The 24,323-nt window shown below is 64.4% G+C and carries 19 protein-coding genes and 1 tRNA gene; 10 read left to right on the top strand and 10 right to left on the bottom strand.

Annotation, left to right across the window (positions count from 1 at the left end; all coding sequences use genetic code 11):
• Nucleotides 1–82 precede the first annotated feature (82 nt).
• Genes AC1DB0_RS25010 through AC1DB0_RS25000 form a run of 3 tightly spaced genes read left to right on the top strand, consistent with a single transcriptional unit; the run spans nt 83 to nt 5,131 of the window.
• Nucleotides 83–598 carry a (2Fe-2S)-binding protein gene (locus AC1DB0_RS25010; RefSeq protein ID WP_476758170.1) on the top strand — a complete coding sequence of 172 codons (516 nt, stop codon included), beginning with the start codon at nt 83–85 and terminating at the stop codon, nt 596–598.
• Nucleotides 595–3,756 (top strand): c-type cytochrome, encoded by a 3,162-nt coding sequence (locus tag AC1DB0_RS25005; RefSeq protein WP_476758169.1) that lies wholly within the window; start codon nt 595–597, stop codon nt 3,754–3,756. Before AC1DB0_RS25010 ends, AC1DB0_RS25005 begins: the two co-directional genes overlap by 4 nt.
• Before the next feature lie 58 nt (nt 3,757–3,814).
• Nucleotides 3,815–5,131: an MFS transporter gene (locus AC1DB0_RS25000; RefSeq protein WP_175171015.1), complete on the top strand. Its 1,317-nt coding sequence runs from the start codon at nt 3,815–3,817 to the stop codon at nt 5,129–5,131.
• Nucleotides 5,132–5,288: 157 nt separating this feature from the next.
• Here the strand turns inward: AC1DB0_RS25000 and AC1DB0_RS24995 are convergent, their stop codons facing one another.
• From AC1DB0_RS24995 to AC1DB0_RS24975, 5 genes are all read right to left on the bottom strand, one after another.
• On the bottom strand, nt 5,289–5,756 hold the full coding sequence (locus tag AC1DB0_RS24995; RefSeq protein WP_054427522.1) for a MarR family winged helix-turn-helix transcriptional regulator: 468 nt from the start codon (nt 5,754–5,756) through the stop codon (nt 5,289–5,291).
• Nucleotides 5,757–5,796: 40 nt separating this feature from the next.
• Nucleotides 5,797–6,255, bottom strand: a complete 459-nt coding sequence (locus AC1DB0_RS24990; protein WP_441371677.1) for a hypothetical protein — start codon at nt 6,253–6,255, stop codon at nt 5,797–5,799.
• A gap of 289 nt (nt 6,256–6,544) precedes the next feature.
• Nucleotides 6,545–7,183 (bottom strand): nucleotidyltransferase domain-containing protein, encoded by a 639-nt coding sequence (locus tag AC1DB0_RS24985; protein ID WP_454669842.1) that lies wholly within the window; start codon nt 7,181–7,183, stop codon nt 6,545–6,547.
• A 267-nt stretch (nt 7,184–7,450) separates the two neighbouring features.
• Nucleotides 7,451–7,535, bottom strand: a tRNA-Leu gene (locus AC1DB0_RS24980).
• A 173-nt stretch (nt 7,536–7,708) separates the two neighbouring features.
• The gene (locus AC1DB0_RS24975) at nt 7,709–9,097 is read right to left on the bottom strand and encodes a uracil-xanthine permease family protein (RefSeq protein ID WP_175171012.1); all 1,389 of its coding nucleotides are present in this window, start codon (nt 9,095–9,097) and stop codon (nt 7,709–7,711) included.
• A gap of 155 nt (nt 9,098–9,252) precedes the next feature.
• Between AC1DB0_RS24975 and AC1DB0_RS24970 the strand changes: the two genes are divergently transcribed.
• The 4 genes from AC1DB0_RS24970 (at nt 9,253) to AC1DB0_RS24955 (ending at nt 14,396) form a co-directional block, all read left to right on the top strand.
• Entirely contained in the window at nt 9,253–10,653 is a 1,401-nt protein-coding gene (locus AC1DB0_RS24970) for a DKNYY domain-containing protein (RefSeq protein ID WP_175171011.1), read from the top strand.
• Between the two features lie 137 nt (nt 10,654–10,790).
• Complete coding sequence (htpG, locus tag AC1DB0_RS24965) at nt 10,791–12,689, top strand: molecular chaperone HtpG (RefSeq protein ID WP_054427526.1); 1,899 nt, start codon at nt 10,791–10,793, stop codon at nt 12,687–12,689.
• 199 nt (nt 12,690–12,888) lie between these two features.
• A complete protein-coding gene (locus AC1DB0_RS24960) occupies nt 12,889–13,146 on the top strand; it encodes a helix-turn-helix domain-containing protein (RefSeq protein WP_054427527.1) in 258 nt (85 codons plus the stop codon).
• Entirely contained in the window at nt 13,143–14,396 is a 1,254-nt protein-coding gene (locus tag AC1DB0_RS24955; RefSeq protein WP_476758168.1) for a HipA domain-containing protein, read from the top strand. The genes AC1DB0_RS24960 and AC1DB0_RS24955 overlap by 4 nt, the downstream gene beginning before the upstream one ends.
• Here the strand turns inward: AC1DB0_RS24955 and AC1DB0_RS24950 are convergent.
• The 5 genes from AC1DB0_RS24950 to AC1DB0_RS24930 all read right to left on the bottom strand — a co-directional run bounded on the left by AC1DB0_RS24950 (nt 14,356) and on the right by AC1DB0_RS24930 (nt 21,077).
• Nucleotides 14,356–16,500, bottom strand: coding sequence for an acetate--CoA ligase family protein (locus AC1DB0_RS24950; protein ID WP_476758763.1), 2,145 nt, complete (start codon nt 16,498–16,500; stop codon nt 14,356–14,358). The two genes, AC1DB0_RS24955 and AC1DB0_RS24950, sit on opposite strands and share 41 nt — an antisense overlap.
• 158 nt (nt 16,501–16,658) lie before the next feature.
• Nucleotides 16,659–17,654: an acrylyl-CoA reductase family protein gene (locus tag AC1DB0_RS24945; protein WP_476758166.1), complete on the bottom strand. Its 996-nt coding sequence runs from the start codon at nt 17,652–17,654 to the stop codon at nt 16,659–16,661.
• A 14-nt stretch (nt 17,655–17,668) separates the two neighbouring features.
• On the bottom strand, nt 17,669–18,832 hold the full coding sequence (locus tag AC1DB0_RS24940; protein ID WP_476758165.1) for an acyl-CoA dehydrogenase family protein: 1,164 nt from the start codon (nt 18,830–18,832) through the stop codon (nt 17,669–17,671).
• A 26-nt stretch (nt 18,833–18,858) separates the two neighbouring features.
• A complete protein-coding gene (locus tag AC1DB0_RS24935) occupies nt 18,859–19,842 on the bottom strand; it encodes a Bug family tripartite tricarboxylate transporter substrate binding protein (RefSeq protein ID WP_054427532.1) in 984 nt (327 codons plus the stop codon).
• 68 nt (nt 19,843–19,910) lie between these two features.
• Nucleotides 19,911–21,077, bottom strand: a complete 1,167-nt coding sequence (locus AC1DB0_RS24930) for an acyl-CoA dehydrogenase family protein (RefSeq protein WP_342066783.1) — start codon at nt 21,075–21,077, stop codon at nt 19,911–19,913.
• Nucleotides 21,078–21,245: 168 nt separating this feature from the next.
• Here AC1DB0_RS24930 and AC1DB0_RS24925 point away from each other — a divergent pair, with 168 nt between their 5' ends.
• The 3 genes from AC1DB0_RS24925 (at nt 21,246) to AC1DB0_RS24915 (ending at nt 24,274) form a co-directional block, all read left to right on the top strand.
• Nucleotides 21,246–22,043: an IclR family transcriptional regulator gene (locus AC1DB0_RS24925; RefSeq protein ID WP_441371669.1), complete on the top strand. Its 798-nt coding sequence runs from the start codon at nt 21,246–21,248 to the stop codon at nt 22,041–22,043.
• The gene (locus AC1DB0_RS24920; protein ID WP_054427534.1) at nt 22,033–22,830 is read left to right on the top strand and encodes an IclR family transcriptional regulator; all 798 of its coding nucleotides are present in this window, start codon (nt 22,033–22,035) and stop codon (nt 22,828–22,830) included. The genes AC1DB0_RS24925 and AC1DB0_RS24920 overlap by 11 nt, the downstream gene beginning before the upstream one ends.
• A gap of 244 nt (nt 22,831–23,074) precedes the next feature.
• On the top strand, nt 23,075–24,274 hold the full coding sequence (locus AC1DB0_RS24915) for an MFS transporter (protein ID WP_054427535.1): 1,200 nt from the start codon (nt 23,075–23,077) through the stop codon (nt 24,272–24,274).
• The last annotated feature ends 49 nt before the right edge of the window (nt 24,275–24,323 follow it).

Below are 24,323 nucleotides of genomic sequence, written 5' to 3'. Positions count from 1 at the left end.
CGCGCGGGCAAAGGGGCTTGATCMCCAGCCCGCGTCGCGGCAACCTTCGTACCTTCCGAACTGCCGACATGCGTCACGCCCCATGGGATCTCCAGCCAATTCAAGCAGCGTCACTCCTCCGATCCGCTTGACCGTCAACGGACGCGAATGCGCCGTGCCGGCCGCGCCCGGGACGGCGCTGCTGCACGTATTGCGTAACGATCTTGAGCTGAACAGCCCCAAGTACGGCTGCGGCCTGGGCGAATGCGGCGCGTGCACGGTGCTGATCGATGGGGTGGCGGCGCGGTCGTGCGTCATCCCGGTGAAGGCGGCGCAGGGGCGGGCGGTGACTACGCTGGAAGGGCTGGGCACGCGCGAACACCCCGGCCCCACGCAGCAAGCCTTCATCGACTGCCAGGCGGCGCAATGCGGCTACTGCTTGAACGGCATGATCATGACGGTGGAAGCGCTGCTGCGGCGCAATCCCAACCCCACTGAAGACGCGATACGCAGCGAGCTGCATCACAACCTGTGCCGCTGCGGCACGCATGTCGAGATCATGCAGGCGGCGATGCGGGCGGTGCAGCTGCGGGCGGTGAAGGGCGAGCCCACGCGATGAGCGCAATTCCTTTCGACGCACCCTCGCGTGCCGCCAGCCTGCCGGCCGCGCTGCCCGATGATCTGTTGCACGGCTTGGCGCTGCGTCCGCCCGAGGTGTTGTGGGACGGCGCGCGCTACCGGGGCAGCGTATTGCAGCGGGTGCAGCTGGCAGAGGTTCGCGCGCAGCCGGGTGTGGTGGCGGCGGTGCAGCGCACGCATTTCGCGGGCGTGGTGGCGGTGACGCCGCTATACGCGCGGCAAGCGGCGGCGGCCTTGGCGCCGGTGTGGCAGCGCTTGACGCCTGATGCATCCTCGCCGGCGTCCGAGGACGATGCTGATGCACTTCAATACGCACTGCGGCCGTCACAATCCGAACCGCCTGTGGGCGCACGCGTTGTGGCATGGAGCTTGAACGGGCACACCCGCGTGTGGCTGCCGGCTTGCGCGGCGGCAACGCTGGCGTTGATCCGGCGCGAGCTTGCGGAGCTGCTACAGCAGCAAGACGCAGCGATCAGGGTAACGGCGGAAGGCGATGGCGCGCGTGCTATCGCCACAGACGCCTTGCATCCCCTGGACCTGATGGACGCCGCGGCCGATGCCGCGCTGCTGTCGCAGGCCGTGGGCCGGCCGGTGTGCGTGCCTTGCCAGTCGGGGGCGGCCGATGAGCTCGTGCTGCGCGTGTCGAAGGCGAACGGTTCGCTGGCTGCCGATGTGGGCTCTCATTTGGGCTCTCATTTGGGCTCTGATATGGGCTCTGATATGAGCTCCGCTGTGGGCACTGATGTGGCCGCTGATTTGGCCCCTGATGTGGCCTCCGATTTGGCCTCCGATCGCGCCGCGATATCGCCATCCGCGCATTCAGCTGATGCGTTGAACCACGTGTTTGCATCGGATGCGCCCTGGGCCGTGCGTCCCAGTCTGGCGCGCATGTTGAGCCAGCCTGGGCAGGCCGATGCCTCGGCGCAGCCCACTGCGCGCAGCGATGCGCCCATCGCGTTCGGCAAGCGCGCTGCTGTGCCGCTGCACGCAAGTGTTGATGCCTTGAATGCCGCGCAGGTGTTTGCGCAGGAAAGTTTGTGGCATGAGCAGGCCTTGGCCTTGAACGAAGACCCCGTGCAATGGCGGCTGCGGCACTTGCCCGAGGGCAGGGCGCGCAACTTGGCGCGCCAAGTCGTTGAACAGGCGGGTCTGCCCGCGGCTGACACCCCGCCCGCGCGGGCGGGCATGCTGCGCGGAACCGGCTTCGCGACCGCGCAGGTGCAATGCACGGACGAATCCGGCGCGGCCCGCACGGTGTGGAGCGCCTGGGTCGCCGAGGTGGCCGTGCAGCCGCAGACCGGCCACGTCGATGTAACCCGCGTGGTTGCCGGGCATGACAGCCAACATTTGCACGCCGCGCACCGCGCGCCGGTGCGCGCTGAAATAGAAAGCCAATCTCCGTGGTTGTTGGAGAACGCCCGCCGCTTGCTGGCCGCGCCACCCGCCTTCGACGATTGGTCCAGCCCAGCATCGCAGGGCGCGGATGACTCGTCTGGCGCATTGTCCCGATACGAAACTGCGCATGAACTGAGCCGCCGCGAGCCTGTGGGCGATGTCGTCACGCAAGGCCAGTTGGACGTGGACGGTGTGGTGACCTTGCCCGCTGCGGCGGCCATCGCTAACGCCATCCACAACGCAACCGGCGTGCGCCTGCGGCAAGCGCCGTTCGAAGCCGAGTCATTGCGCGTGGCGCTGGCGGGACGCCGCCCCGCGCGCACTGCCTTGTCGCGCGCCAGGATGTGGCTGGCTGCGGGCGCGGCGGGGCTTGCAGGTCTGGCGGGTCTGGCCGTGACGCTCTGGCCGGTGAAGCCGGCGCTGCCGCTTACGGCGGGGCCGGACGTGTCGCTGTATTCAATGCGTGCGATTGAACGCGGGCGCCTGGTGGCGGCCGCGGGCGATTGCATGGTCTGCCACACGGCGCCTGGCGGCAAAACCAATGCGGGCGGCCTGGCGCTGGACACCCCCTTCGGCACGATCTACACCACCAACATCACGCCCGACAACGACACCGGTATCGGCCGCTGGTCGTACACGGCGTTCGAACGCGCCATGCGCCAAGGCGTGCATCAGGATGGCCGGCAACTGTATCCCGCATTCCCGTACACGGCCTACGCCAAGCTGAGCGATGCGGACATGCAGGCGCTGTACGGCTACTTGATGTCGCAGCCTGCCGTGAAGTCGGAACCGCCCAAGACACAGCTGGCGTTCCCGTTCAACATGCGTCCGCTGCTGGCGGGCTGGAACGCGTTGTTTCACGACGCCACGCCGTTCACGACCGACCCGTCGCGCAGCGCGCAGTGGTTGCGGGGCGCGTATCTGGTGGAAGGCGCCGGCCATTGCGCCGCATGCCATTCCCCGCGCAACCCACTGGGCGCGGAGAAAACCGGCGTGCATTATCTGGCGGGCGGCGAGGCAGAAGGCTGGACCGCGCCGGCGCTGAACCAGTTGGCCAGCGGCCCGCGCGCCTGGGGCAGCGATGAGCTGTTTAAGTATCTGCGCACGGGCTATTCAACGCGGCACGGCGTGGCGGCGGGGCCGATGGCGCCGGTCATTCATGGCCTGGCCGAATTGCCCGATAGCGACGTGCGCGCCATCACGACGTATCTGTTGGACTTGCCGAAGGGGGCGGGCGCGGCGGCTCCGGCGGCGGTGGGCGATCTGACCGCTTCCGCCGATATGCCCGCTGCGCCGTCGCCTGACGCCGCCGCTACCGGGCCATCGCCTTACGCAGTGACCCCCGCGCCGTCGCCCATCACGGCCACCCCCGCGCCCGCCGCGACGATTCACGCCCTTCAGGGCCGCCGCGCCAATGGCGAACGCATCTATCAGAACGCCTGCGCAGCCTGTCATGACGCAGGCAGCGGCCCCACGCTGTTTGGCGCAAGGCCGTTGCTAAGCGCAAACACCAACGTGCATGCGGCCACGCCCGACAACCTGATCCAGGTGATCTTGAATGGCATCCAGGAACCCGCCGACGACGCGCTGGGATACATGCCGGGATTCAAGGACAGCCTTAACGACCAGCAGGTCGCGGACTTGGTTGGCTATTTGCGGGAACGCCATGCGCCACAAGCGCCGCCTTGGCCTGATCCCACGGCAACGATTAAGCGGCTACGCGAGCATGCGGCGCTGCATTAAGGAAACGCGGACATAACGCGTGCGGTTTTAGCGATGATCACATCAAGGGGTTTCATTTATGTCAGCTTCATTGGTTTCAGTGGACAAAGCCATTCAGGTGGCGGGTGTCGGCAAGTTCCAGTACCGGCTCTTCGTGATATTCGGGTTGGTCTGGATGGCCGACGCCATGCAAGTGTTGTCCATCGGATTCTCCGCGCCGTCCATCGCGAAGACCTTCGGCATCACCGTGCCGCAAGCGCTTCAGAGCGGCACGTTCTTTTTTATCGGCATGCTGATTGGCGCCTTCGTGTTCGGCCGGATGGCCGACCGCATCGGGCGGCGCCCGGTCCTGATGATTGCCGTGGTCATCGACGCCTGCGCGGGCGTGGCGTCGGCCTTTGCGCCGGAATTCACGTGGCTGCTGTTCCTGCGTTTCCTGACCGGCATCGGCGTGGGCGGCACGCTGCCGGTGGACTACACGATGATGGCGGAATTCTTGCCCAGTGATCGCCGTGGCCGCTGGCTCGTGCTGCTGGAATCGTTCTGGGCCGTGGGCACCATCTTCCTGGCGCTGCTGGCGCTGGTCGCCGTGTCGTGGGGCGATGACGCCTGGCGCGTGATCTTCTTCGTGACCGGCCTGCCTGCCTTGATCGGTGTGGTGCTGCGCTTCTACATCCCTGAATCGCCGATGTACTTGAATCGGAACGGCAAGTCAGACCAGGCGCGCAAGGTGCTGGAGCGTGTTGCGCGCGTCAACCGCCGTGACGTCGAAGTGCCTGCGCTGCAACCGGAAGCGCCCGTGCACAAATCCATGTTCGCGCTGTTCTCGTCCAGCTATCGCCGCCGCAGTATTGGGCTGTTGCTGGCATGGGCGCTGATCTCCATCGCGTACTACGGCGTCTTCGTCTACCTGCCGGTCAAGCTCAGCACGGAAGGCTTCGCCTTCATGCGCGGGCAGGAATTTCTGGTGCTGCTGGCGCTGGTGCAACTGCCCGGCTTCGCGCTGTCGGCCTATGGCGTTGAACGCTGGGGCCGCAAGCCCACGCTGATCGGCTTCCTGATCCTGAGCGCGGTGGGATGCATGCTGTACAGCTTGGGCACGTCGCCTGCCGTTGTGATCGGCTCGACCTTGTTGATGAGCTTCTCGCTGTTGGGCACGTGGGGCGCGCTGTACGCGTTCACGCCCGAGGTCTACCCGACAGACCTGCGCGCAAGCGGCATGGGCATGGCGGGAGCGGTGGCGCGTTTTGGCGGGCTGTTCGCACCGGCCATCATCGCACCCATCATGACCAGCCACTTCACGCTGTCGCTGGTGGTGCTGTCGAGCATGCTGGTGGCGGGCGCCGTCGCGATCTGGTCCGTAGATGTGGAATCGAGGAACCGGGCGCTGGATTGATCTTGGCTTGATCAATCGTCACATGCCGCGATAGGCCGCGGTGTGTGGCGCTGAATGGCTACGAGCCGTGGCCCGAAGCGATGAGCGTGCTCGCGGAACGCGATGAGCAGGCTTGCGGAACGGCGACGGACACAACTGAACAGCGGCGATGAACAGGCTATTCCTGTTCGTCGCCGTTCAGCATTTTGGTCAGCAGAAAATCCAGCGCCAGACGTTCGGCGGGGTTCAGTGTGCCGTAGGTGCTTTCGGTGATCTGCTTGGCGAACGGTTCCATTTCCTGAACCAGCGCCTGTCCGATGGGCGTCAGGTTAATGACGACTTTGCGCCGGTCGACCGGGTCGTGGTCCACCTGCACCAATTCACGCTGCTTGAGCCGGTCCACCACGCCGCGCACCGTGGCCTGATCAATGACCGTGGCCTTGACCAGATCAGCCAACGAGCTCGCGCCATTGTCCCGCACCGAACACAGCACCACGAATTGCGCGGCGGTGAGTTGGGAATCGGGAATGTATTGCTGAAACAGCGCGGTGTGCCGCTGATAGACACGCCGCAGCAGGTGACCTATCTGATCAGAAAACAAATAGCCATCCGTGGTGGACGAGGACTTGCCTTTTACGTTGCGCATAAGCCTATCCGAAGCGATGCAAGAGTCATGATGATTTTTGTCAACGGTACACGCTTTGAGGGGTGTGTGCCCGTAGCCAGAGAGTATGGTTTCTTAACGGTTCTTTGAAGTAAGCGATGCCACTTTCGTTCACTCTGCCGCGCACCACGATTTCCTTTTCTCCCATAGCCACATCCTCGCCGTCTGAAGAGTGGAATTTGACTTCGATGCAGTCGCCATGCCGATAGCCTGTCGTTCTGACGACCACGTTCAAATCCACGTAGTGATCGACTTCGTCAGTCGTCACACGCGCGCCATCCGTACCGTTAGTCCAGTAGATTTCAATCGTCTTGGCGCCGGGCCGGACAGTTTTGGCACGGCAGGGCGCGGATGGGGCGTAGATCTGGATGGGCGCTGGGGGTGAAGCGGCGATGTCAGCTGGCGCCTTATGAGGGGCCTCTTGCGGCGATGCACGTTGTATGGCGTCCAGCTCACCAGGAGCGGAGGGTTCCGTGGCCATACTCGAAGACGCCATGACGCTGAGGGCCACTGCCCATAGGTGATGTGAGAACTTCATGTCTTCCGATGTGACTCCCGGCGCTCTTGACGGTATCTGACGATGAGTCGGGGTGTGACGCCTTCTGGGGCAATCACGCCTATGCGGTGCCGCTTGCATTCCCCGCGTCTAGCGGTGCGAGTGCATCGACCTTCGCAGCAACCATCTGGCATGCCCTGAGCGTTTCAGACCTTCAAATTCCCTGGGGTCGGGAGGCTCGGGCTTCAGTGGTTTTCCCGGGCCGCTGAGCGTTTCAAATGGGGAGGTCACCGTCTCCTCCTATGATCCAGATCTTGGGCTGCGCCAGCACTCGGGTCAGAAAAGACTCTTGCGCCTTCACCCGTTTGGTGAATTCCTTGTGCGTCAGTATGGTCGGATTCACCGGCCTGCCAAGCGTATTACCCGCAACCTCCAATGCTGCGAATACATCGCCGTAGCTGATGTCGTCACTAAGCAACATCAGATCAATGTCGCTGCGAGCGGTGTCGGTGTTTTTTGCAACCGAGCCGTAGACGAAAGCCGCCTGGATCTTCGGTGCCATCGGGGCAAGCGCCTCGCGCAGCGGCTCCGCCAAGCCGATCGTTTTTTGCACGATGGCGCAGAGTTCCGCGAAGATGGGCGAGTCGGGATTGGCTTGGTAGTGCTTCTGATTGCCGACCGCCTTCACCGTCACCAAGCCGGTCTGCGCGAGATTGGCCAACTCGCGCTGCACAGCTCCCGATCCACTGGCGACAAGCCCGATCACTTCGGTGGCATAGAAGCTGCGATCCGGCTGGCCGAACAACAACCCCAGCACGCGTTGTTTGGTGCCAGGAAAGAGCGCATCGGCAAGGCTGCTGTGCGGGAGGGGGGCTTTGGCTGATATACCCATATTGGGTGTGATTGTACCCATATTGGGAATGTTGGGTAGCTGCCCATCGTTAGTGGCTCAACGTGCGGCTGGGTTTGCCCCCGTGCCAAACTCCGCAACGAAAAAAAAGCCTCTGCTTGTGCAGAGGCTTTTGAATCTTCTGTCGTGCATTCTTGGTTCGTGCAACGAACTAATCGCGCCCGAGCACATCGTTCTACGCCGGCTAAAGGCGGAACGTATGGCGGAATCAATGCAGAGGAATTTGCGTTGCGCGGTTTCGATATAACCGGCGAATGCTTGAGAGCTTTCTGGTGCCCGGGGCCGGAATCGAACCGGCACGCCTTGCGGCGGGGGATTTTGAGTCCCCTGCGTCTACCAATTTCACCACCCGGGCAAGGGGGTCGCGAACACGTCCAGATGACGGCTGCGGGAGAACGAAGACAGCGATTATATGCGGACTTTTGAAAATTGTCAGGCGGCCTGATTTTTGGGCGGTCTGACAGGGGGTGGGCAGGGCGTCGCCAGCACCAAAATCCGCTGGCAACGCCCATCCACCCTATCCCGCAATTACTTCTTTTCCGGCAGGAACCAGTTCATCACCAGCGCGCAGATGCCGCCGGTAGCCACGCCCGATTCCAGCACGCTTTTCACTGCGTGCGGCAGGTGCGACAGGATTTCCGGCACTTGCGACACGCCCAGGCCCAAGGCCAGCGACACGGCGATGATCAGCAGCGCGCGGCGGTCCAGCTGAATGCCGGCCAGGATGTTGATGCCGGATGCGGCGACCGCGCCGAACATCACCATGGCGGCGCCGCCCAGTACGGGTTCGGGCACGGCTTGCAGCACGCCCGCCACGCCCGGGAACAGGCCCAGCAGGATCAGCATGCCGGCGATCCACACGCCGACGTGGCGGCTGGCGATGCCGGTCAGCTGGATCACGCCGTTGTTCTGCGCGAAGACCGAGCTCGGGAAGGTGTTGAAGACTCCGGCCAACAGCGAATTCGCGCCGTTGACGAGCACGCCGCCCTTGATGCGCTGCATCCACAGCGGGCCTTCAACGGGCTGCTTGGACACCTTGCTGGTGGCGGTGACGTCGCCGATGGCTTCGAGCGACGTGACCAGATAAATGATCAGCATCGGCACGAACAGCGCCCACGAGAAGCCCAGGCCGAAGTGCAGCGGCACGGGAATCTGGAACAGGGCGGCTTCGCGCGCGCCGGTGAAGTCCAGGCGGCCCATGGCGGCGGCGGCGATGTAGCCGATGGCCAGCGCCAGGACCAGCGCCGTGCTGCGAATCCACACGACCGGCACGCGGTTCAGCAGGATGATCGTGCCCAGCACCAGGCCGGACAGCGTCAGGTTTTCCGCGCTGGCGAAGGTGCCGTTGGCCATGGCGCCGAAGCCGCCGCCCATGCTGATCAGGCCGACCTTGATCAGGGTCAGGCCGATCAACAGCACCACGATGCCGGTGACAAGCGGGGTGATCAGGCGTTTGACGAACGGCAGGATGCGGCTGATGCCCATCTCGACGAACGAGCCGGCGATGACGACGCCAAAGATCGCGGCCATCACGGCTTCGACCGGCGTGCCTTGCTTGACCATGACCGAGCCGCCAGCGATCAGCGGTCCCACGAAGTTGAAGCTCGTGCCTTGCACGATGAGCAGCCCGGCGCCCAGGGGGCCGAAGCGCTTGCACTGCACGTAGGTGGCGATGCCGGAGATGACCAGCGACATCGACACGATCAGCGTCGTGTCGCGGCTGCTGACGCCGAGCGCCTGGCAGATCAAGAGGCCGGGGGTGACGATGGGAACCAGGATGGCCAGCAGGTGCTGCAACGCGGCGACGAAGGCGACGGGCGGCGCGGGGCGGTCGTCGGGGCCATAGACCAGATCATGGCTGGGCGCGTCGTCGGCGGCGCTGTGGGGGGCGGGTTGGGAAAGGGAGGCGGGTTGCATGGGCGGAGGGCCGGCCAGGTGGAGGGGGTAGGAGGGGAAAGTGCGGGATTTTAGCGGGGAAGGCCCGGGCTTGCCTGGGGAGTTAATCGCGGTCGGCAATGGCGGTATGGGCTTGTTAGAATTTTGGGCCGCCACTGTGAATGCAAAAAGGCCGAATGCTGAATCGCAAGAGATGGATCGGAATTATCCTGGCCTTGGTCATCGCCGGTTTGCCGATGACCCTGTTGTTGCTGGTGCTGGACAACGATGATTACGCCGCCGCTGATGACGGGGAATCGTATAAGGGCAGCATCTACAAGCGTTATGAAGGCGCGATTTACGCCGCCGTGCCCAGCAATGGCTATTACCGGATGGACGAGGCGGACCGGGCCAGTTTCAAGGCGTTTGACACGCCCACCTATGATGGCCGCCAGGCCGCCAGGGACAGCCGCCATGTGTATTGCGGCAATCTGATCCTGCCAGGCCTGAAACCCGCGTCGACGCAGTTTCTGGGCAATAGCTATTTCAGCGACGGCAACACCACGTATTACTGCGCGCTGTTCACCACCATCAATCGCCAGCTGGGCGCCGTGCGCGAGGTCTGGCAGACGATACGGTTCAGGACCGGGCATGGCCCCAAGCCGCAGACGTATCTGCATCCGTTTACCGCCTTGCCCGCCAGCTCGCAACCCTATCGGGCGCTGCTGGATCGGGATTTGGCAACGGATGGGTCGCGGGTTTTTTACGAAGGCCGCGAGATGCCGCAGGCACAGCCGGCCACGCTGCGCCGTTTACCGGCCACGCGGAATAGCCGCGAGCAGACCAGCGATGATTTCTTTGCGGATGGGCGCCGCGTGTATTTTCATGACACCTTGCTGCCGCTGTCGGATGACCCGGCGCTCAATACCTTCAAGGTGGGCGACCTGGACCGCGAAGCCTATTTGCACGACCCGCGCGACGGCATGATTTACGTGGGCGCGCAGCCCTTTGATGCGGCGCATGCGCCGTACCGGCTCTTGAGCGAGCGCGGCGAGCATATCTATCAAGTGCTGTTTGCGGGCAAGGACGGCATTTATTTCTTCAATAACCAAAAGCGGCGCATGGAGCGGGCGGGCGATGATCCGTTCGCGTCCGGGCGGTTTTCGGCGATGTCGCCGTTTGTGTTTACGGACGGCAAGCAGGTGCTGTATTTAAAGGGCGAAGAGTCCTGGGGTTCTTCGCGGGGCGGCCGGGGCGGGTTGATTTCCCGGTCTACGCTGATCATGCGGCTGAACGACGCGCCCGTGGGCGAGTGGAAAAAACGGGGTGACGTTTATCACCGCTTCGGTTCGGTCTGGCAGAACGGTGAGCGGCTTTATTATTTTGACGAGACGGGCAACAGCCAATTGGTGTCCAGCCCCATCTATCGGATTATGGACAGCGAGACGGCAGATTTTCTGTTGCGGTCGCAGCAGACGCTGGACATCAGGATGGACGATATCCGCAAGCTGATTCGCAGCGGAAAGCTCCAGGCGCCTGCCGGCGAGGAAGTGCTTCACGCCAAGACGCGATATCGCGGCTTTCTGTCACTGTTTTGAGGAACCCTTGAAAAGGGCGTGATAGCCCCCACTACAGTAGGGTTTCCCGGCTGCCGGGCAGCGCAACCGCAAGCGCCGTTGCGCCCGGGCATTCCGCCATTATTTGTCCCTAATTTTTTCGACCTTCTCGTAAAACTATGAGCCAAACCGCCACGTCTTCCACGTCCGAAACCCTGGGGTTCCAGGCCGAGGTGAAGCAACTGCTGCACCTGATGATTCATTCGCTGTACAGCAACAAGGAAATTTTCCTGCGCGAGCTGGTGTCGAACGCATCGGACGCTTGCGACAAGCTGCGCTTTGAAGCCATCGACCAGCCCGAGCTGCTGGAAGGCAATGGCGAACTGGCCATCACGGTCAGCTATGACAAGGCCGCCCGCACCATCACGATTTCCGACAACGGCATCGGCCTGTCGCGTGAAGAAGCCGTGGCTAACCTGGGCACGATCGCGCGTTCCGGCACGCGGGAATTCTTCTCGCAACTGACGGGCGACAAGCAAAAAGACGCGCAACTGATCGGCCAGTTTGGCGTGGGCTTTTATTCGTCGTTCATCGTGGCGGACAAGGTCACGGTGGTGAGCCGCCGCGCCGGCGCCACCGACGCCATCCAGTGGGAATCCGACGGCCAGGGCGAGTTCACGATTGCCGCCGCCGAGAAGGCCACGCGCGGTACCGACGTGACGCTGCATCTGCGCGCTGATGAAGACGAACTCTTGAACGGCTGGAAGTTGCGCGAGATTCTGCGCCGCTACTCCGACCACATTTCCTTGCCGATCCGCATGGCCAAGGAAGAGTGGGACCAAGAGAAGGGCGAGCAGGTCAAGACCGAAGAACTGGAAACGGTGAACCAGGCAAGCGCCCTGTGGGCCCGCAGCAAGTCTGACGTCACGGACGAGCAGTACCGCGAGTTCTACAAGACCGTCTCGCACGACTACGACGACCCGCTCGCCTGGACGCATAACCGCGTCGAAGGCCGCAGCGAATACACGCAACTGCTGTATGTGCCCAAGCACGCACCCATGGACATGTGGGACCGCGACGGCCGCCACGGCGTGAAGCTGTACGTCAAGCGCGTGTTCATCATGGACGACGCCGACCAGCTGCTGCCGTCGTACCTGCGCTTTGTGCGCGGCGTGATTGATTCGGCCGACCTGCCGTTGAACGTGTCGCGCGAAATCTTGCAGGAAAGCCGTGATGTGCGCGCGATTCGCGAAGGCTCGGCCAAGCGCATCCTGTCGCTCTTGGAAGACCTGGCTGAGAACAAGCCGGAAGACTACGCCACGTTCTGGTCGGAATTCGGCCAGGTGCTGAAGGAAGGCGCGGGCGAAGATTCGGCCAACCTGGAACGCATCGCCAAGCTGATGCGCTTTGCGTCCACGCAGTCGGGCGACCAGGCGCAGACGGTGTCGTTCGCCGACTACGTGTCGCGCATGAAGGAAGGCCAGGACAAGATCTACTACGTCACGGCAGACACGTTCGCCGCGGCCAGCAACAGCCCGCATCTGGAAATCTTCCGCAAGAAGGGCATCGAAGTGCTGCTGCTGTCGGATCGCGTGGACGAATGGATGCTGTCCTACCTGCGTGAGTTCGACGGCAAGTCGCTGGTGTCGGTGGCCAAGGGCGGTCTGGACTTGGCCGAACTGGCTGACGACGAAGAAAAGAAGCATCAGGCCGAAGTGGCTGAAGACTTCAAGCCGCTGGTCGAGCGCCTGCAAAAGACGCTGGAAGAGCAGGTCAAGGAAGTGCGCGTCACGCTGCGTCTGGTGGATTCGCCGGCGTGCGTGGTGGTGGGCCAGAACGAACTCAGCCCGCACCTGCTGCGCATGCTTAAGGCCGCCGGCCAGGAAGCGCCCAACGTGAAGCCGGTGCTTGAAATCAACCCGGAACACCCGCTGCTGGCCCGCATCCGCGCGGCAGATGACAGCGAGTTCGACCAGTGGGCACGTCTGCTGCTGGACCAAGCCCTGCTGGCCGAAGGCGCGCAAATCGCTGACCCGGCCGCATTCGTGAAGCGCTTGAATGCGTTGTTGCTGAAGTAAGCGGCAGGGGTTGAAGAGAAGGGCGCCTGAGGGCGCCCTTTTTTTTGGGTGGGGGGATGGAATGTGGAAATATTCCCGATCGGTAAGTTTTCTCCGCAATTCACTCCATTTTTGAGTGAAAGTACCGCTCGGTAATATTTGATGGATTTCACCAACTAAACACCATAAAATTCCCGAACGGTAATTTTGGAGCGCGACGATGTCTACTGACCCGGCGACCCTTTCGTCCCCCGTCTCAATACACACGGCCGCCGAGCTCGGCGAGCTGGTGAAGGGAGTGCGGCGCGCTCAGGGGCTATTGCAAGCCGATCTGGCCGGCTTGTCAGGCACGGGCAACCGCTTTGTCGGCGAACTCGAACGCGGTAAGCCGACGCTGCAATTGCAGAAGGTGCTGGACATGTTGGACCTGCTCGGCCTGGAAGTTCAGGTGGTGCCGAAACGCCCGAGGTTGTCATGACCATTGGCGCCTTGGATCTGTATCAAGCAGATCGTAAAGTGGGCCGCTTGTTTGACGAGCGGCCGCTTCGATTCGTGTACGACGAATCCTGGTTGAGCCTGCCAGACGCACGTGCGATTTCGCCTGCGATCCAACTCGCAAGCGGTGATCACGCAAGCGACGCCGTTCATGCCTTCTTCGAAAACCTGTTGCCAGAAGGGCATATTCGCAAGTTCCTGCAAATCAGCCGACATGCAACGACGGTGTTCGGGCTGTTGCGCAAGGTTGGGGGCGACACCGCCAGTGGCCTGACGATTCTGCCGCAGGGCGAACGGCCCGCGCCACCGCATTACCGCGCCACCACGTGGCAAGCCGTTGCCGCACGGCTGAAGGATGCATCCACCCCAGCGCTGGTCGCCGAGAATGCAGAAGGCGCGCGGATCTCTTTGGCAGGCGCGCAAGACAAGTTGCTGTTGACGGTTCTGGCAGACGGATTGCCCGCAATACCCGCTGGTACAGCACCGTCATCCCACATCCTGAAGCCGGATATTGGCGGATTGAAGGGAGTATGGGCGTCGGCGTTGAATGAAACCCTGGTGATGCAATTGGCGGCCCAACTCGGCTTAGGCGTGGCAGAGGCACACTATCAGTCTGATACCCAGGCGTGTCTGATTAAGCGCTATGACCGCGTGCCAGACGGCCAAGGCGGTTTGCAGCGCTTGCATCAACTGGACTTGTGCCAATTGGCTGGCAAGCCATCCGATGTGAAGTACGAAGCGGATGGTGGCCCATCGTTGGTTGACTGCCTTCGCTTGCTTAAACAGGCGAGCGTTAGCGCAGCGGACCTGAAGCGCTTTTTGCAGTGGGTGATTTTCAATCTGTGCGTGGGCAACAACGATAGTCACGCGAAGAATCTATCAGTGCTGCAGTCGCCCGACGGACGGTATCGGCTGGCGCCGTTCTATGACTTGATGTGCACGGCGATGTATCCCGGGCTGTCGCGTAAATTTGCGCTGTCGATTGGCGGCGAGATGATGCCGGGCCGCATCGCGCGCGGCCAGATCGAGGCGATGGCGATGGAGCTAGGCTTTAATCCCCGTTATGTATTGACGGTCGCGCGAGCATTGATGACGGCGTTGCCCGCCGCATTGGATCAAGTGCAGGCGGCGCTGCTGGCGCAGGCCGCCGTCGGCACCGAACGAACGCTGATCGAACGGCTGGGCAACTGGATCAGGACGAACGCCCGCAAGCACGCGCAGCGTTGGGAATAAGCACGGCGTCTAACGCCAGCGCGCCCTGGCCGTCGGGTAGCGCCAGCAGCGGGTTGATCTCGATTGAACTGAAATCGTCCCGATGCGCATGCGCGAATTGCGATAGCGCGGCCAAGGCATCGGCAAGCGCCCCGATGTCGCAGGGAGGCGTGCCGCGTGCGCCTTGCAGCAGCGCATAGCCTTTGATTTCACGGATCATCGCCATTGCTTGGGTGCGGTCAAAGGGGGCAAGGCGGAAGCTGACGTCTTTCAATACTTCGACGAACACGCCGCCCAAACCGAACATGACGACGGGGCCGAAGACCGGGTCGCCGTGCACGCCCACGATGCACTCCACGCCCTTGGGCGCCATGGGGGCGACCAGCACGCCGTCGATGCGGGCATCGGGGCAGTGGGATCGCACGCTGTCCAGGATGGCTGCGTAACCGCGACGCACGGCGTMTTCACCGTGCAGGTTCAGCTTCACGCCGCCGACATCGCTTTTATGCAGGATGTCTGGGGAGACCACTTTCAAAACCACGGGGCCTGATGCGCGCGCTGCGGCAGCGACGGCGGTGTCGGCGTCGGTGGCAAGCGTGCAGTCTGGCACGGGAATGCCCGCTAGGCGCAGAACTTCCATCGCTTGCACTTCGTTGTAGGTGTCGAAGATTTTCGTGGTGGATGTGGCGGCAGGGGCGGCGTCCGAAGGGTCTGCGGCCGTCTGCCCAGCGACGTTCTTGTCGGCCAGATTCGCCACTGCGCCGATGGTCCGGATTGCCGCGCTCGGGTCGACGAACACCAGCGTGCCCAGGCGTTCGAGTTCGCGGCGGCGGTCGGGCGGGAACAGAGCGCAGATGGCGAGCGGCACGTTGGGATGGCGGCTGCGCATTTCGCGGGCGAAGGTTTCGAACGTGGGCCACAAGGTGTCTGATGACCCCGCGGCCGCCAGGAACACGGCCAGTGCGTCGTAGCGGCCATCGGCCAGCATGTCGTCGGCGGTGGCCAGCAGCAGGCCGGGTTCGGATACCACCTGGCCGGTGACATCGATGGGGTTCCGCGGCCCGGCGAACGGCACGCGTTCCAGCAGCCGGGCTTGCGCCAAGGCGTCGGGTTCGGGCAGCGACAAGCCGGCGTCTTCGGCGTCGTCCGCCATCAGTGCGCCGACGCCGCCCGAGATCGTGAAGATGCCCAGGCGCTTGCCCTGTGGACGCTGCTTCCAGGTATCCAGCGCGTATCCCAGGTTGAAAAATTCTTCGATGGTTCGGGCGCGCAGCGCGCCGTATTGGCGAAAGAGTGCATCGTAGACAGCGTCGTCGCCAGCAAGTGCCGCGGTGTGCGAGGCAGCGGCTTGCGCGCCGGCCTGCGTGCGGCCGATCTTCGTCACGACGACGGGCTTGCCGGCGTCGCGCGCGGCGGCTAGTGCGCGGCGCAGCTTGGCGCCGTCGCGGCAGCCTTCCATGTACGCCATGATGACGCGCGTATCGGCGTCGCGGGCCAGCCATTCGATGCAATCGGCCACGTCGATGTCGGCCTCGTTGCCGGTGCTGATCCAGTGCGACAGCCCCAAGCCACGGTCGCGCGCCATGCAATAGGCGTAGGCGCCGAACGCGCCGCTTTGCGACACCATGCCGATGCCGCCCGCTGCCACGGCGCCGTTGGCGGGGGCGGGGGAAAACGTGGCGTAGACGTTGCGCCGCACATTCATGAAGCCCAGGCAGTTGGGGCCCAGCAAGCGGATGCCGCGTTCGCGCGCGATGGCGCACAACTGTTCCTGCATGTGCACGCCTGACGCGCCCGTTTCCGAGAAGCCTGACGTGAAGACGACGGCGCCGCCCACTTGTCCGGGCCGCGCGCGTTCCAGCGCCTGGGCCGCGTGCGCCGCCGGCACGGCCAGGATGACCAGATCAACGCCGCCGTCCAGCGCGGACAGGTCGGGCGCGGCGGGCAAGCCCTGAATGACATCGGCGCGTGGGTTGATGGGCAGGATGCGGCCGTCATAGCCGTGCTGGCGCAGCAGACTGACCGGCATCGCGCCGATCTTGCCCGCCGTGGCGGAAGCGCCCACGACGGCGATGCTGCCGGGATTGAACAGGCGGGACAGGGAAGCGTCGGAAGGCGTGGTCATGGTCTGGGCGGGAAAGAGTCCGCAGAAGCGGATCGATAGAAGCGAATCAAGAGAAGCGAATCAAGAGAAGCGAATCAAGACAAGCGAATCAGGAGAAACGAATCAGGAGAAACGAATCAGGAGAAACGAATCAGGAGAAACGAATCAGGAGAAACCAATCAAGAGAAGCGCACGAGGCTGCGGCCGGTGCTGCCGCGTTCAAGCAAGGCGGCCAGCGCTTGCGGCAAATCCTGGGGTTCGATGACACGGGCGATAAGGTCCAGCCGCGACGGGCGGTATTCACTCGCGAGTTTTTGCCATAGCGCGCGGCGCAGCGGCATCGGGCTGTTGGCGTTGATGCCCAGCAGCTTCACGCCACGCAGAATGAAGGGAATGACCGTGGTGGGCAGTTCCGCGCCGCCCGCATTGCCGAACGCGGCGGCCACGCCATCCGGGCGCAGGCTGGCCAGCGCATGGGCCAGCAGGCTGCCGCCTACGGAGTCGATGACACCGGCCCAGCGCGCGCTCATCAGCGGCTTGATCGGGGCGGACAGGTCGGGCGGGGCGATGACCTCGGCCGCGCCCAACGACCGCAGATAATCTTCGGCGCCGGGTTTGCCGGACATGGCGCATACGCGGTAGCCGCGTTGGCTAAGGATGTCGATGGCGATGCCCGCCACGCCGCCCGTTGCACCCGTGACCAGCACGTCGCCCTGATCGGGGGTCAGCCCGCAATGCTCCATCCAATGCAAGGACAGCGCGGCCGTGTAGCCCGCGGCGCCCAGCACGGCGGCGTCGCGCAGGCTGATGCCGGCAGGCAAGGGCAGCACCCATTCATGCGGCACGCGCGCAAGCTCCGCATAGCCGCCATCGCAATCCACGCCGATGCCAAAGCCGTGCACCACCACGTTCTGCCCGGGCGTAAGCGCGGGGTCGGCGGAGCGCACGACGGTGCCGCTCAAGTCGATGCCGCCGATGCGGGGGTACGCACGGACGATGTTGCCGCGCCCCGCTTGGGCCAGCGCGTCTTTGTAGTTCAGGCCGGCGTACGCGACCTTGATCACCGTGTCGCCGGCGGATAGTTCGTCGACGGACAAGGTGTCGAAACGGCCTTGCGGGGGTGCGCCATTGGCGCCGCCATGCAAGCGATAGGCTTTGAATTGAAGATCAGACATCACAGCTCCAGAGGTCAGGCGTGCTTCAACAACCGCCGCGCGAGCGTGGCGCGATGCAATTCGTTGGCGCCGTCGTAGATGCGGAACGGGCGCATTTCCTGCCAGATCATGGCGACGGGCGTGTCGTCCGATAGCCCCAACGCGCCCATCATCTGCACCGCACGATCGGCCACGCGGTTCACGGCTTCGGACACGAACACCTTGGTCATGGCGCTGTGCTGCTTGACCGGCAACCCGGCATCCATGCGGCTTGCGCAATCCAGCGTCATCAGCCGGCTTGCGTGCAGATCGATGTGCGAATCGGCCACCATCGCCTGAATCTGTTGCAGGTCGGCCAGCCGCGCGCCGAAGGATTCGCGCTGGGCCACATAGGCTTGTGCGGTTTCCAATGCGCGGCGGGCGCGTCCGATGTAGCGCATGCAGTGCGACAGGCGCGCGGGTTCGAGCCGCAGTTGCGCGTATTCCAGGCCGCGCCCGGGTTCGCCCAGCACGGCGTCAGGGCCGACTTCGCAGCCATCCAGTTCAATCTCGGCGTGGCCGCCGATCTGATAACCGGTGACCATGCCGATGTCGCGCACGACGCGGTAGCCGGGTGTGCCAGCAGGCACCAAGAACAGCGTCGCACCGACGTCCGTTTGCGCCAGCACCAGCGCAAAGTCCGCGCCCACGCCGCCGCTGATGAATTGCTTGTGACCGTTCAGCACCCAACGCTGGCCGTGTTGCGTGGCGCGGGTGCGCAGCATGGACGGGTCGGAACCGGCGCCGGGTGCGGGTTCAGTCATGGCGAAGCAGGCGCGTTGCTCGGCACGCACCAGCGGCCGCAGATATCTTTCTTGCTGGGCGGCCGTGCCTAAGCGCAACAAGGTCAGCATGTTGGGCTGATCGGGCGCGGCGCAGTTCAGTGCGGCCGGCCCCAGAAAGCCGCGCCCGGCGGCTTCCAGCACCTGAGCCAACGCGCGCCAGCCCAACCCCAGCCCGCCCCATTCCTTCGGCAACTGCGGCGCATACAGGCCGGCTTCGCGGGCTTGTATGCGCAAGCGCGCCACGCAGGCGTCCAGCGCGCTGACGTCGCGAGCGATGGCGGGGGACTCGGCGGGAATAGCAACGTCATCGACGAAGCGGCGCACGCGTTCGCACAGTTCCGCAATGGCGGCGTCGTCGGGGTGATGAGCGGTCATGTGAGCCTCGGCTGACGGTGTAGGCATTACTGAATGCGGGTGCCGGTGGACTGCACCAGCTTGCCCCACCACACGGTTTCATCCGCGATCTGCTTGGCGAACTCCGCAGGCGTGCTGCCCAAGGGTTCGGCGCCCAGTTCCTGGAAACGTGCGCGCAGCTGCGGGTCTTGCAGCGCCTTGACCACGGCGGCATGCAGACGGTCAACCACCGCAGGCGGCGTGTTGGCGGGCGACATCAGCCCTTTCCAGGCCATGACCTCGAAGCCGGGCATACCCGCTTCGCTGAACGTGGGGATGTCGGGCGAGGCCGTTGCGCGCGCATCGCTGGGCACCGCCAGCGCGCGCAGGCTGCCTGCTTTGACTTGCGGCAGCAGCGCCGGCATGTTGTCGATCATGAAATCAATATGGCCGGCGACCAGGTCGGTGATGGCGGGGCCGGTGCCTTTGTACGGCACGTGCTCGGCTTGCAGGCCGGCCTTTTGCTTGAGCAGTTCGCCGGCCAATTGCGCGGGCGAGCCATTGCCGGGCGAACCGAACGACAGCTTGCCCGGGTGATTGCGTGCGTAGACCAGAAATTCCTGTAGCGTTTTCACGGGCATCGATTTCGTCACGACCATCAGGTTGTGTTCGCGTTCGATGCAGGTGATGGCGGTCAAGTCCTTGGCGGGGTTGAACGGCATGTTGGCGTACAGGCTGGGGTTGATGACCGTTGGCCCGGCTGCCGCCAGCAGCAGCGTGTAGCCGTCGGGCGCGGCGCGCGCAACGAAGTCGCCGCCAATGTTGCCGCCTGCGCCCGGCTTGTTTTCCACGATGACGGGCTGCCCCAGGATGGGGTGCAAGGCCTCGGCCAGCAAGCGGCCCAGGATGTCGGTAGACCCGCCAGGGGCAAACGGAATGATCAGCCGGATCGGCTTGTCGGGGTAGGCGGCCGCGGCCTGGGGCGGCAGCGCCGCGCAGGCGAACGCGGCAGCCATGGCGCCGATCCACTTCGGCAAGTGCTTGTGCAGCATGTCAGTCTCCTTTGGTTTGCAGGGCCGCCGGCTTCTTGTGGCTGCGGTCCCCGGGGTGTCGTCCAGGCCTAACGGCTGGGCGTGTAGCCAGCTTGGGCCAGCGTGTGGCGGGCGATGGTCAATTGATGAATCTGGCTGGTGCCTTCGTACAGGCGGAACAGGCGCACGTCGCGGTAGAAGCGTTCAATGCCTTGCTCGGCGATGTAGCCATAGCCGCCATGCATCTGCACGCAGCGGTCTGCCACGCGGCCGCACATTTCCGAGGCGAAGTATTTGCAGATCGACGCGTTTAACGTCACGTCCTGGCCGGCATCGCGTTCGCGCGCCGTTTGCAAGACCAGCGCCAACGCGGCTTGAATTTCTGTCTGGCAGTCGGCCAGCATCGCCTGGATCAGTTGGAAGTCCATCAACGGTTTGCCGAACTGTTCACGCTCGGCGACGAAGCGCATGGTGTCGTCCAGCATGCGAATGGCGGGGCCGATGCACAACGCCGCCAGGTGGATGCGCTGCTTGTTCAGCACTTTCATGGCCGTCTTGAAGCCCATGCCTTCCTGGCCGCCGATGAGGTTGGCGGCGGGCACGCGGCAGTTGTCAAAATGCACGGACGACACGGGTGAGCCGGCCTGGCCCATCTTGTCGTAGGGCTTGCCCGTGGACAGGCCCGGCGTGCCCCGTTCAACAATGAAGGCCGAGATGCCCTTGGCGCCGGGCGCGTCGGGGTCCGTGCGGGCCATGACGGTGAACAGACCCGCAAGCGGGGCGTTGGTGATGAAGCACTTTTCGCCATTCAAGACATAGCTGTCGCCGTCGCGCACCGCCGTCGTGCGCAAGGCGGTGGCATCCGAACCCGCTTGCGGTTCGGTCAAGGCAAAGCAGCCGGTGAGTTCGCCCGAGGCCAGCCGGGGCAGATAGTGTTCCTTTTGCCGCTCGGTGCCGTCAGCGACCAGCGCTTCGGAACCGATGCCGGTGTTGGTGCCCACCCGGGCGCGGAACGCTACCGAGCATTGCGATAGTTCGATAGCCGCCCGGATCAATTCTTCCGTGGTCATGCCCGCGCCACCGTAGGCCTCGGGGATGGAATAGCCGAACATGCCTTGCTCGGCCATGGCGCGCACCAGGTCATCCGGCACCGCATCCAGACGGGCCACTTCGGCTTCGCGCGGTACCAGCTGTTCGCGGACGAAGCGGCGCAGCGAATCGAGAAAGGCGGGGAAGCCGTCGGGGTCCCGGATCATGAGGTGTCTCCATTTTTTCTAGATGTCGTAGCCGCCTGGGAAGGCAAATCCGTACCGGGCCGACTGAGAATCCAGGCTAGCAAAGCGGCGCCGAATGCGAGACAAGTGTTTCGATATCTTGAACGAGTTGATGCTGTGGACGGGTGGCGTTGCTCTATGATCGTCGCCATGACCACGCCCCAAGGCAGCCGCCATCCTGATCCCGCTTTCGCCACGACGCTGGCGCACGGCCTGTCGGTGCTGCAAACTTTTCGGCACGGCGAGCCCGCGCTCAGCAATCGCGAACTTGCTGACCGCACGGGCCTGTCCAAAGCCACGATCTCGCGGCTGACCGACACGCTGGTTCAGCGCGGCCTGCTGCGTTACGACGCCAGTCTGCGCCGGTACCGGCTGGGCACGGCGCTGCTGTCGTTGAGTTACCCCTTGCTGGCCAGCATCAAGCTGCGGCAACTGGCGCGCCCGTTGATGACGCGGCTGGCGAATGCGGCGGGCGGGTCGGCGTCGCTGGGCATGCATCACGGCGCGCACATGGTGTACGTGGAAACGTGCCGGGGCCACGACGCGGTGGCGTTTCGGCCCGATATCGGCGCCATGTTGCCGCTGCTGGCCAGCGCCATGGGCCGGGCGTGGCTGGCGCAGGCCGATGCAGGCGAAGCCGAGGCGTTGATTGCGTCGTTGCGCCGGCAAGAACCCGAGGCCTGGCAGCGTCATGCGGCGGGTTGGGAAGCGGCGCGGCGCGACTATGCCGCGCATGGATTCTGCGTGGCCGAAGGCGAGTGGCACGCCGATGTGCATGCCGTGGCAGTGCCGATGCGCCGGCGTGTGGACGGGCAGGTGTTTGTGTTCAATTGCGGCGTGCCGGTGCGGCGGTTGCGAGCGGGTGACTTGCGCCGGCGCATCGCGCCGCGGTTGCTGACCTTGGTGGACCGCGTGGAGAAAATGCTGGAGCGCCAGGATGCCGATTGAATCTCCGCCACCCCGCGCTCCGTCCGGCGAGCGCGATTTCGCCACCACGCTCGCGCATGGCATCGATATCCTGGCCTGCTTCCGGGCAGACCGGCCAGAGCTAGCCAATAAAGATTTTGCGCAGCAGACGGGCTTGTCGAAAAGCGCCGTGGCGCGCTTGACGCATACGCTTGTCGAATTGGGCTTTCTGCTGCGTTCGGGGCCGCCGGCGCGTTACCGGCTGGGCGCCTCGGTGCTGGCGCTGAGCTACCCCTTGCTTGCCAGCATGCAGATTCGACAGCTGGCGCGGCCGCTGATGAAACAGCTGGCGGATCACGCGTGCGGCGCGGTGTCGCTGGTGGTGCGCGACCGGCTGCAAATGGTCTATGTGGAAACCGCCCGGTCCAACGACGCCTTGCAGACCCGCCCGGACATCGGCGCGGCGTTGCCGCTGTTGTCCAGCGCAGCCGGCAAGGCCTGGCTATGCCGGGCGCCAGAGGCCGAGCGGGCGGCCGTCTTGAACCAGCTGCGCGTGGCCGATCCGCGCCACTACGCGGAGCACTTCCCCAGCCTGGAGCCGGCCAGCCGCGATCTGGAGCAGAAGGGGTACTGCGGCAATAACGTGCAATGGCGTCCGGATGCGTACGGTTTCGCGGCGCCGTTGTGCCGGCCGTATCAGTCGCTGTTGTACGTTTTCAACTGCGGCGTGCCGTCGGGCGACGGCCCGTATCGTGCGCGGGCGGCAGATCTGGGGCCGCGGCTGGTGGGGTTGGCGCGCGAGACCGAGCGGTTGCTGGGGCTGTCGTAGGGGCCTGCGATAGGGGACGCCATATCGGCTGTCGTCGCGAATGTGCCGGCGGGGATGGTGCGGGGGACGGATGCGCCATCCCGCCGATTCGTGACTCCAAGTCAAAAGTGTTTGGCTGTCAGACGGCTTTTTCCGCAAAGGTGCTGCCGTCATACTGCAGGCCTGTCTCCCCGATGCGCCCGCCATTCTGGCCGGCAACGCCCCAGGAACATCCTGCCGGCGCCGTCGAACCCAAGGAACCTGCATGAACCCGCAAGATACTCAACCGGTGAAAGCCGGCCTGCCGTTGTTGGCGCTCGCCGTCGGTGCGTTTGGCATCGGCGTGACCGAGTTTTCTCCCATGGGCCTGTTGCCCGTCATTGCCGAGGGGGTGGGCGTGTCCATTCCCAGCGCCGGCATGCTGATCAGCGCGTACGCGATCGGCGTGATGGTGGGCGCGCCGCTGATGACGCTGGCGTTTTCGCGCTGGTCGCGGCGCAAGGCCTTGATTCTGCTGATGGCAATTTTCACCATCGGCAACGTGCTGTCCGCGCTGTCGCCCAACTACACGACGCTGCTGCTGGCGCGTCTGGTCACAAGCTTGAACCACGGCGCGTTCTTTGGCCTGGGTTCGCTGGTGGCGGCCAGCGTGGTGCCGCGCCACAAACAGGCCAGTGCGGTGGCCACCATGTTCATGGGCCTGACCATCGCCAACGTGGGCGGCGTGCCTGCGGCCACGTGGCTGGGGCAGGTGATCGGCTGGCGCATGTCGTTTGCCGCTACCGCCGTGCTGGGCTTGATTGCGATGCTGTCGCTGTGGTTCGCGTTGCCTGCTGGTGAAGCCGGCCGCCGTCCCAACGTGCGCCACGAACTGGCGGTGCTGAAGAGCCCCGTCGTGCTGTTGGCGTTGCTGACGACGGTGCTGGGCGCGGGCGCCATGTTCACGCTGTACACCTACATTGCGCCCACGTTGGCGGACATTACCGGCGCATCCCCCGCCTTCATTACCGGCATGCTGGTGCTGATCGGCCTGGGTTTCACGCTGGGTAACGGCATGGGTGGCCGCATGGCCGACCGCTCGCTGGACGGCACGCTGATCACGTTCCTGGTGATCGTCATCATCGACCTGCTGGCGTTCCCGTGGATCGCTTCCACGCAAGTCGGCGCGGCAATCTCGCTGCTGATCTTCGGCGTGGCGACCTTCGCGGTGGTGCCGCCCTTGCAGATGGGCGTGATGCGCGCCGCCACCGATGCGCCGGGGCTGGCGTCGTCGGTGAACGTGGGCGCATTCAACCTGGGCAACGCGGTAGGCGCCGCAGCGGGTGGCGCGGTGATCTCGGCGGGCATGGGCTACGCCGCCGTCCCCATCGCTGGCGCCGTGATCGCCGTCGCAGGCTTGGCGCTGGTGCTGGTGCAGCGGGCAAGCAATGTGCGCCGCCGGAAGCTGGCCGTGCAGGGTTGCTGATTGGGGTAGTGGAAGAAGAAGGCCGCGCTGGGTAGCGCGGCCTTTTTTT

The organism is Achromobacter sp. 10T422 (assembly GCF_056394065.1).
This window is presented reverse-complemented; position numbering and strand designations above follow the sequence as displayed.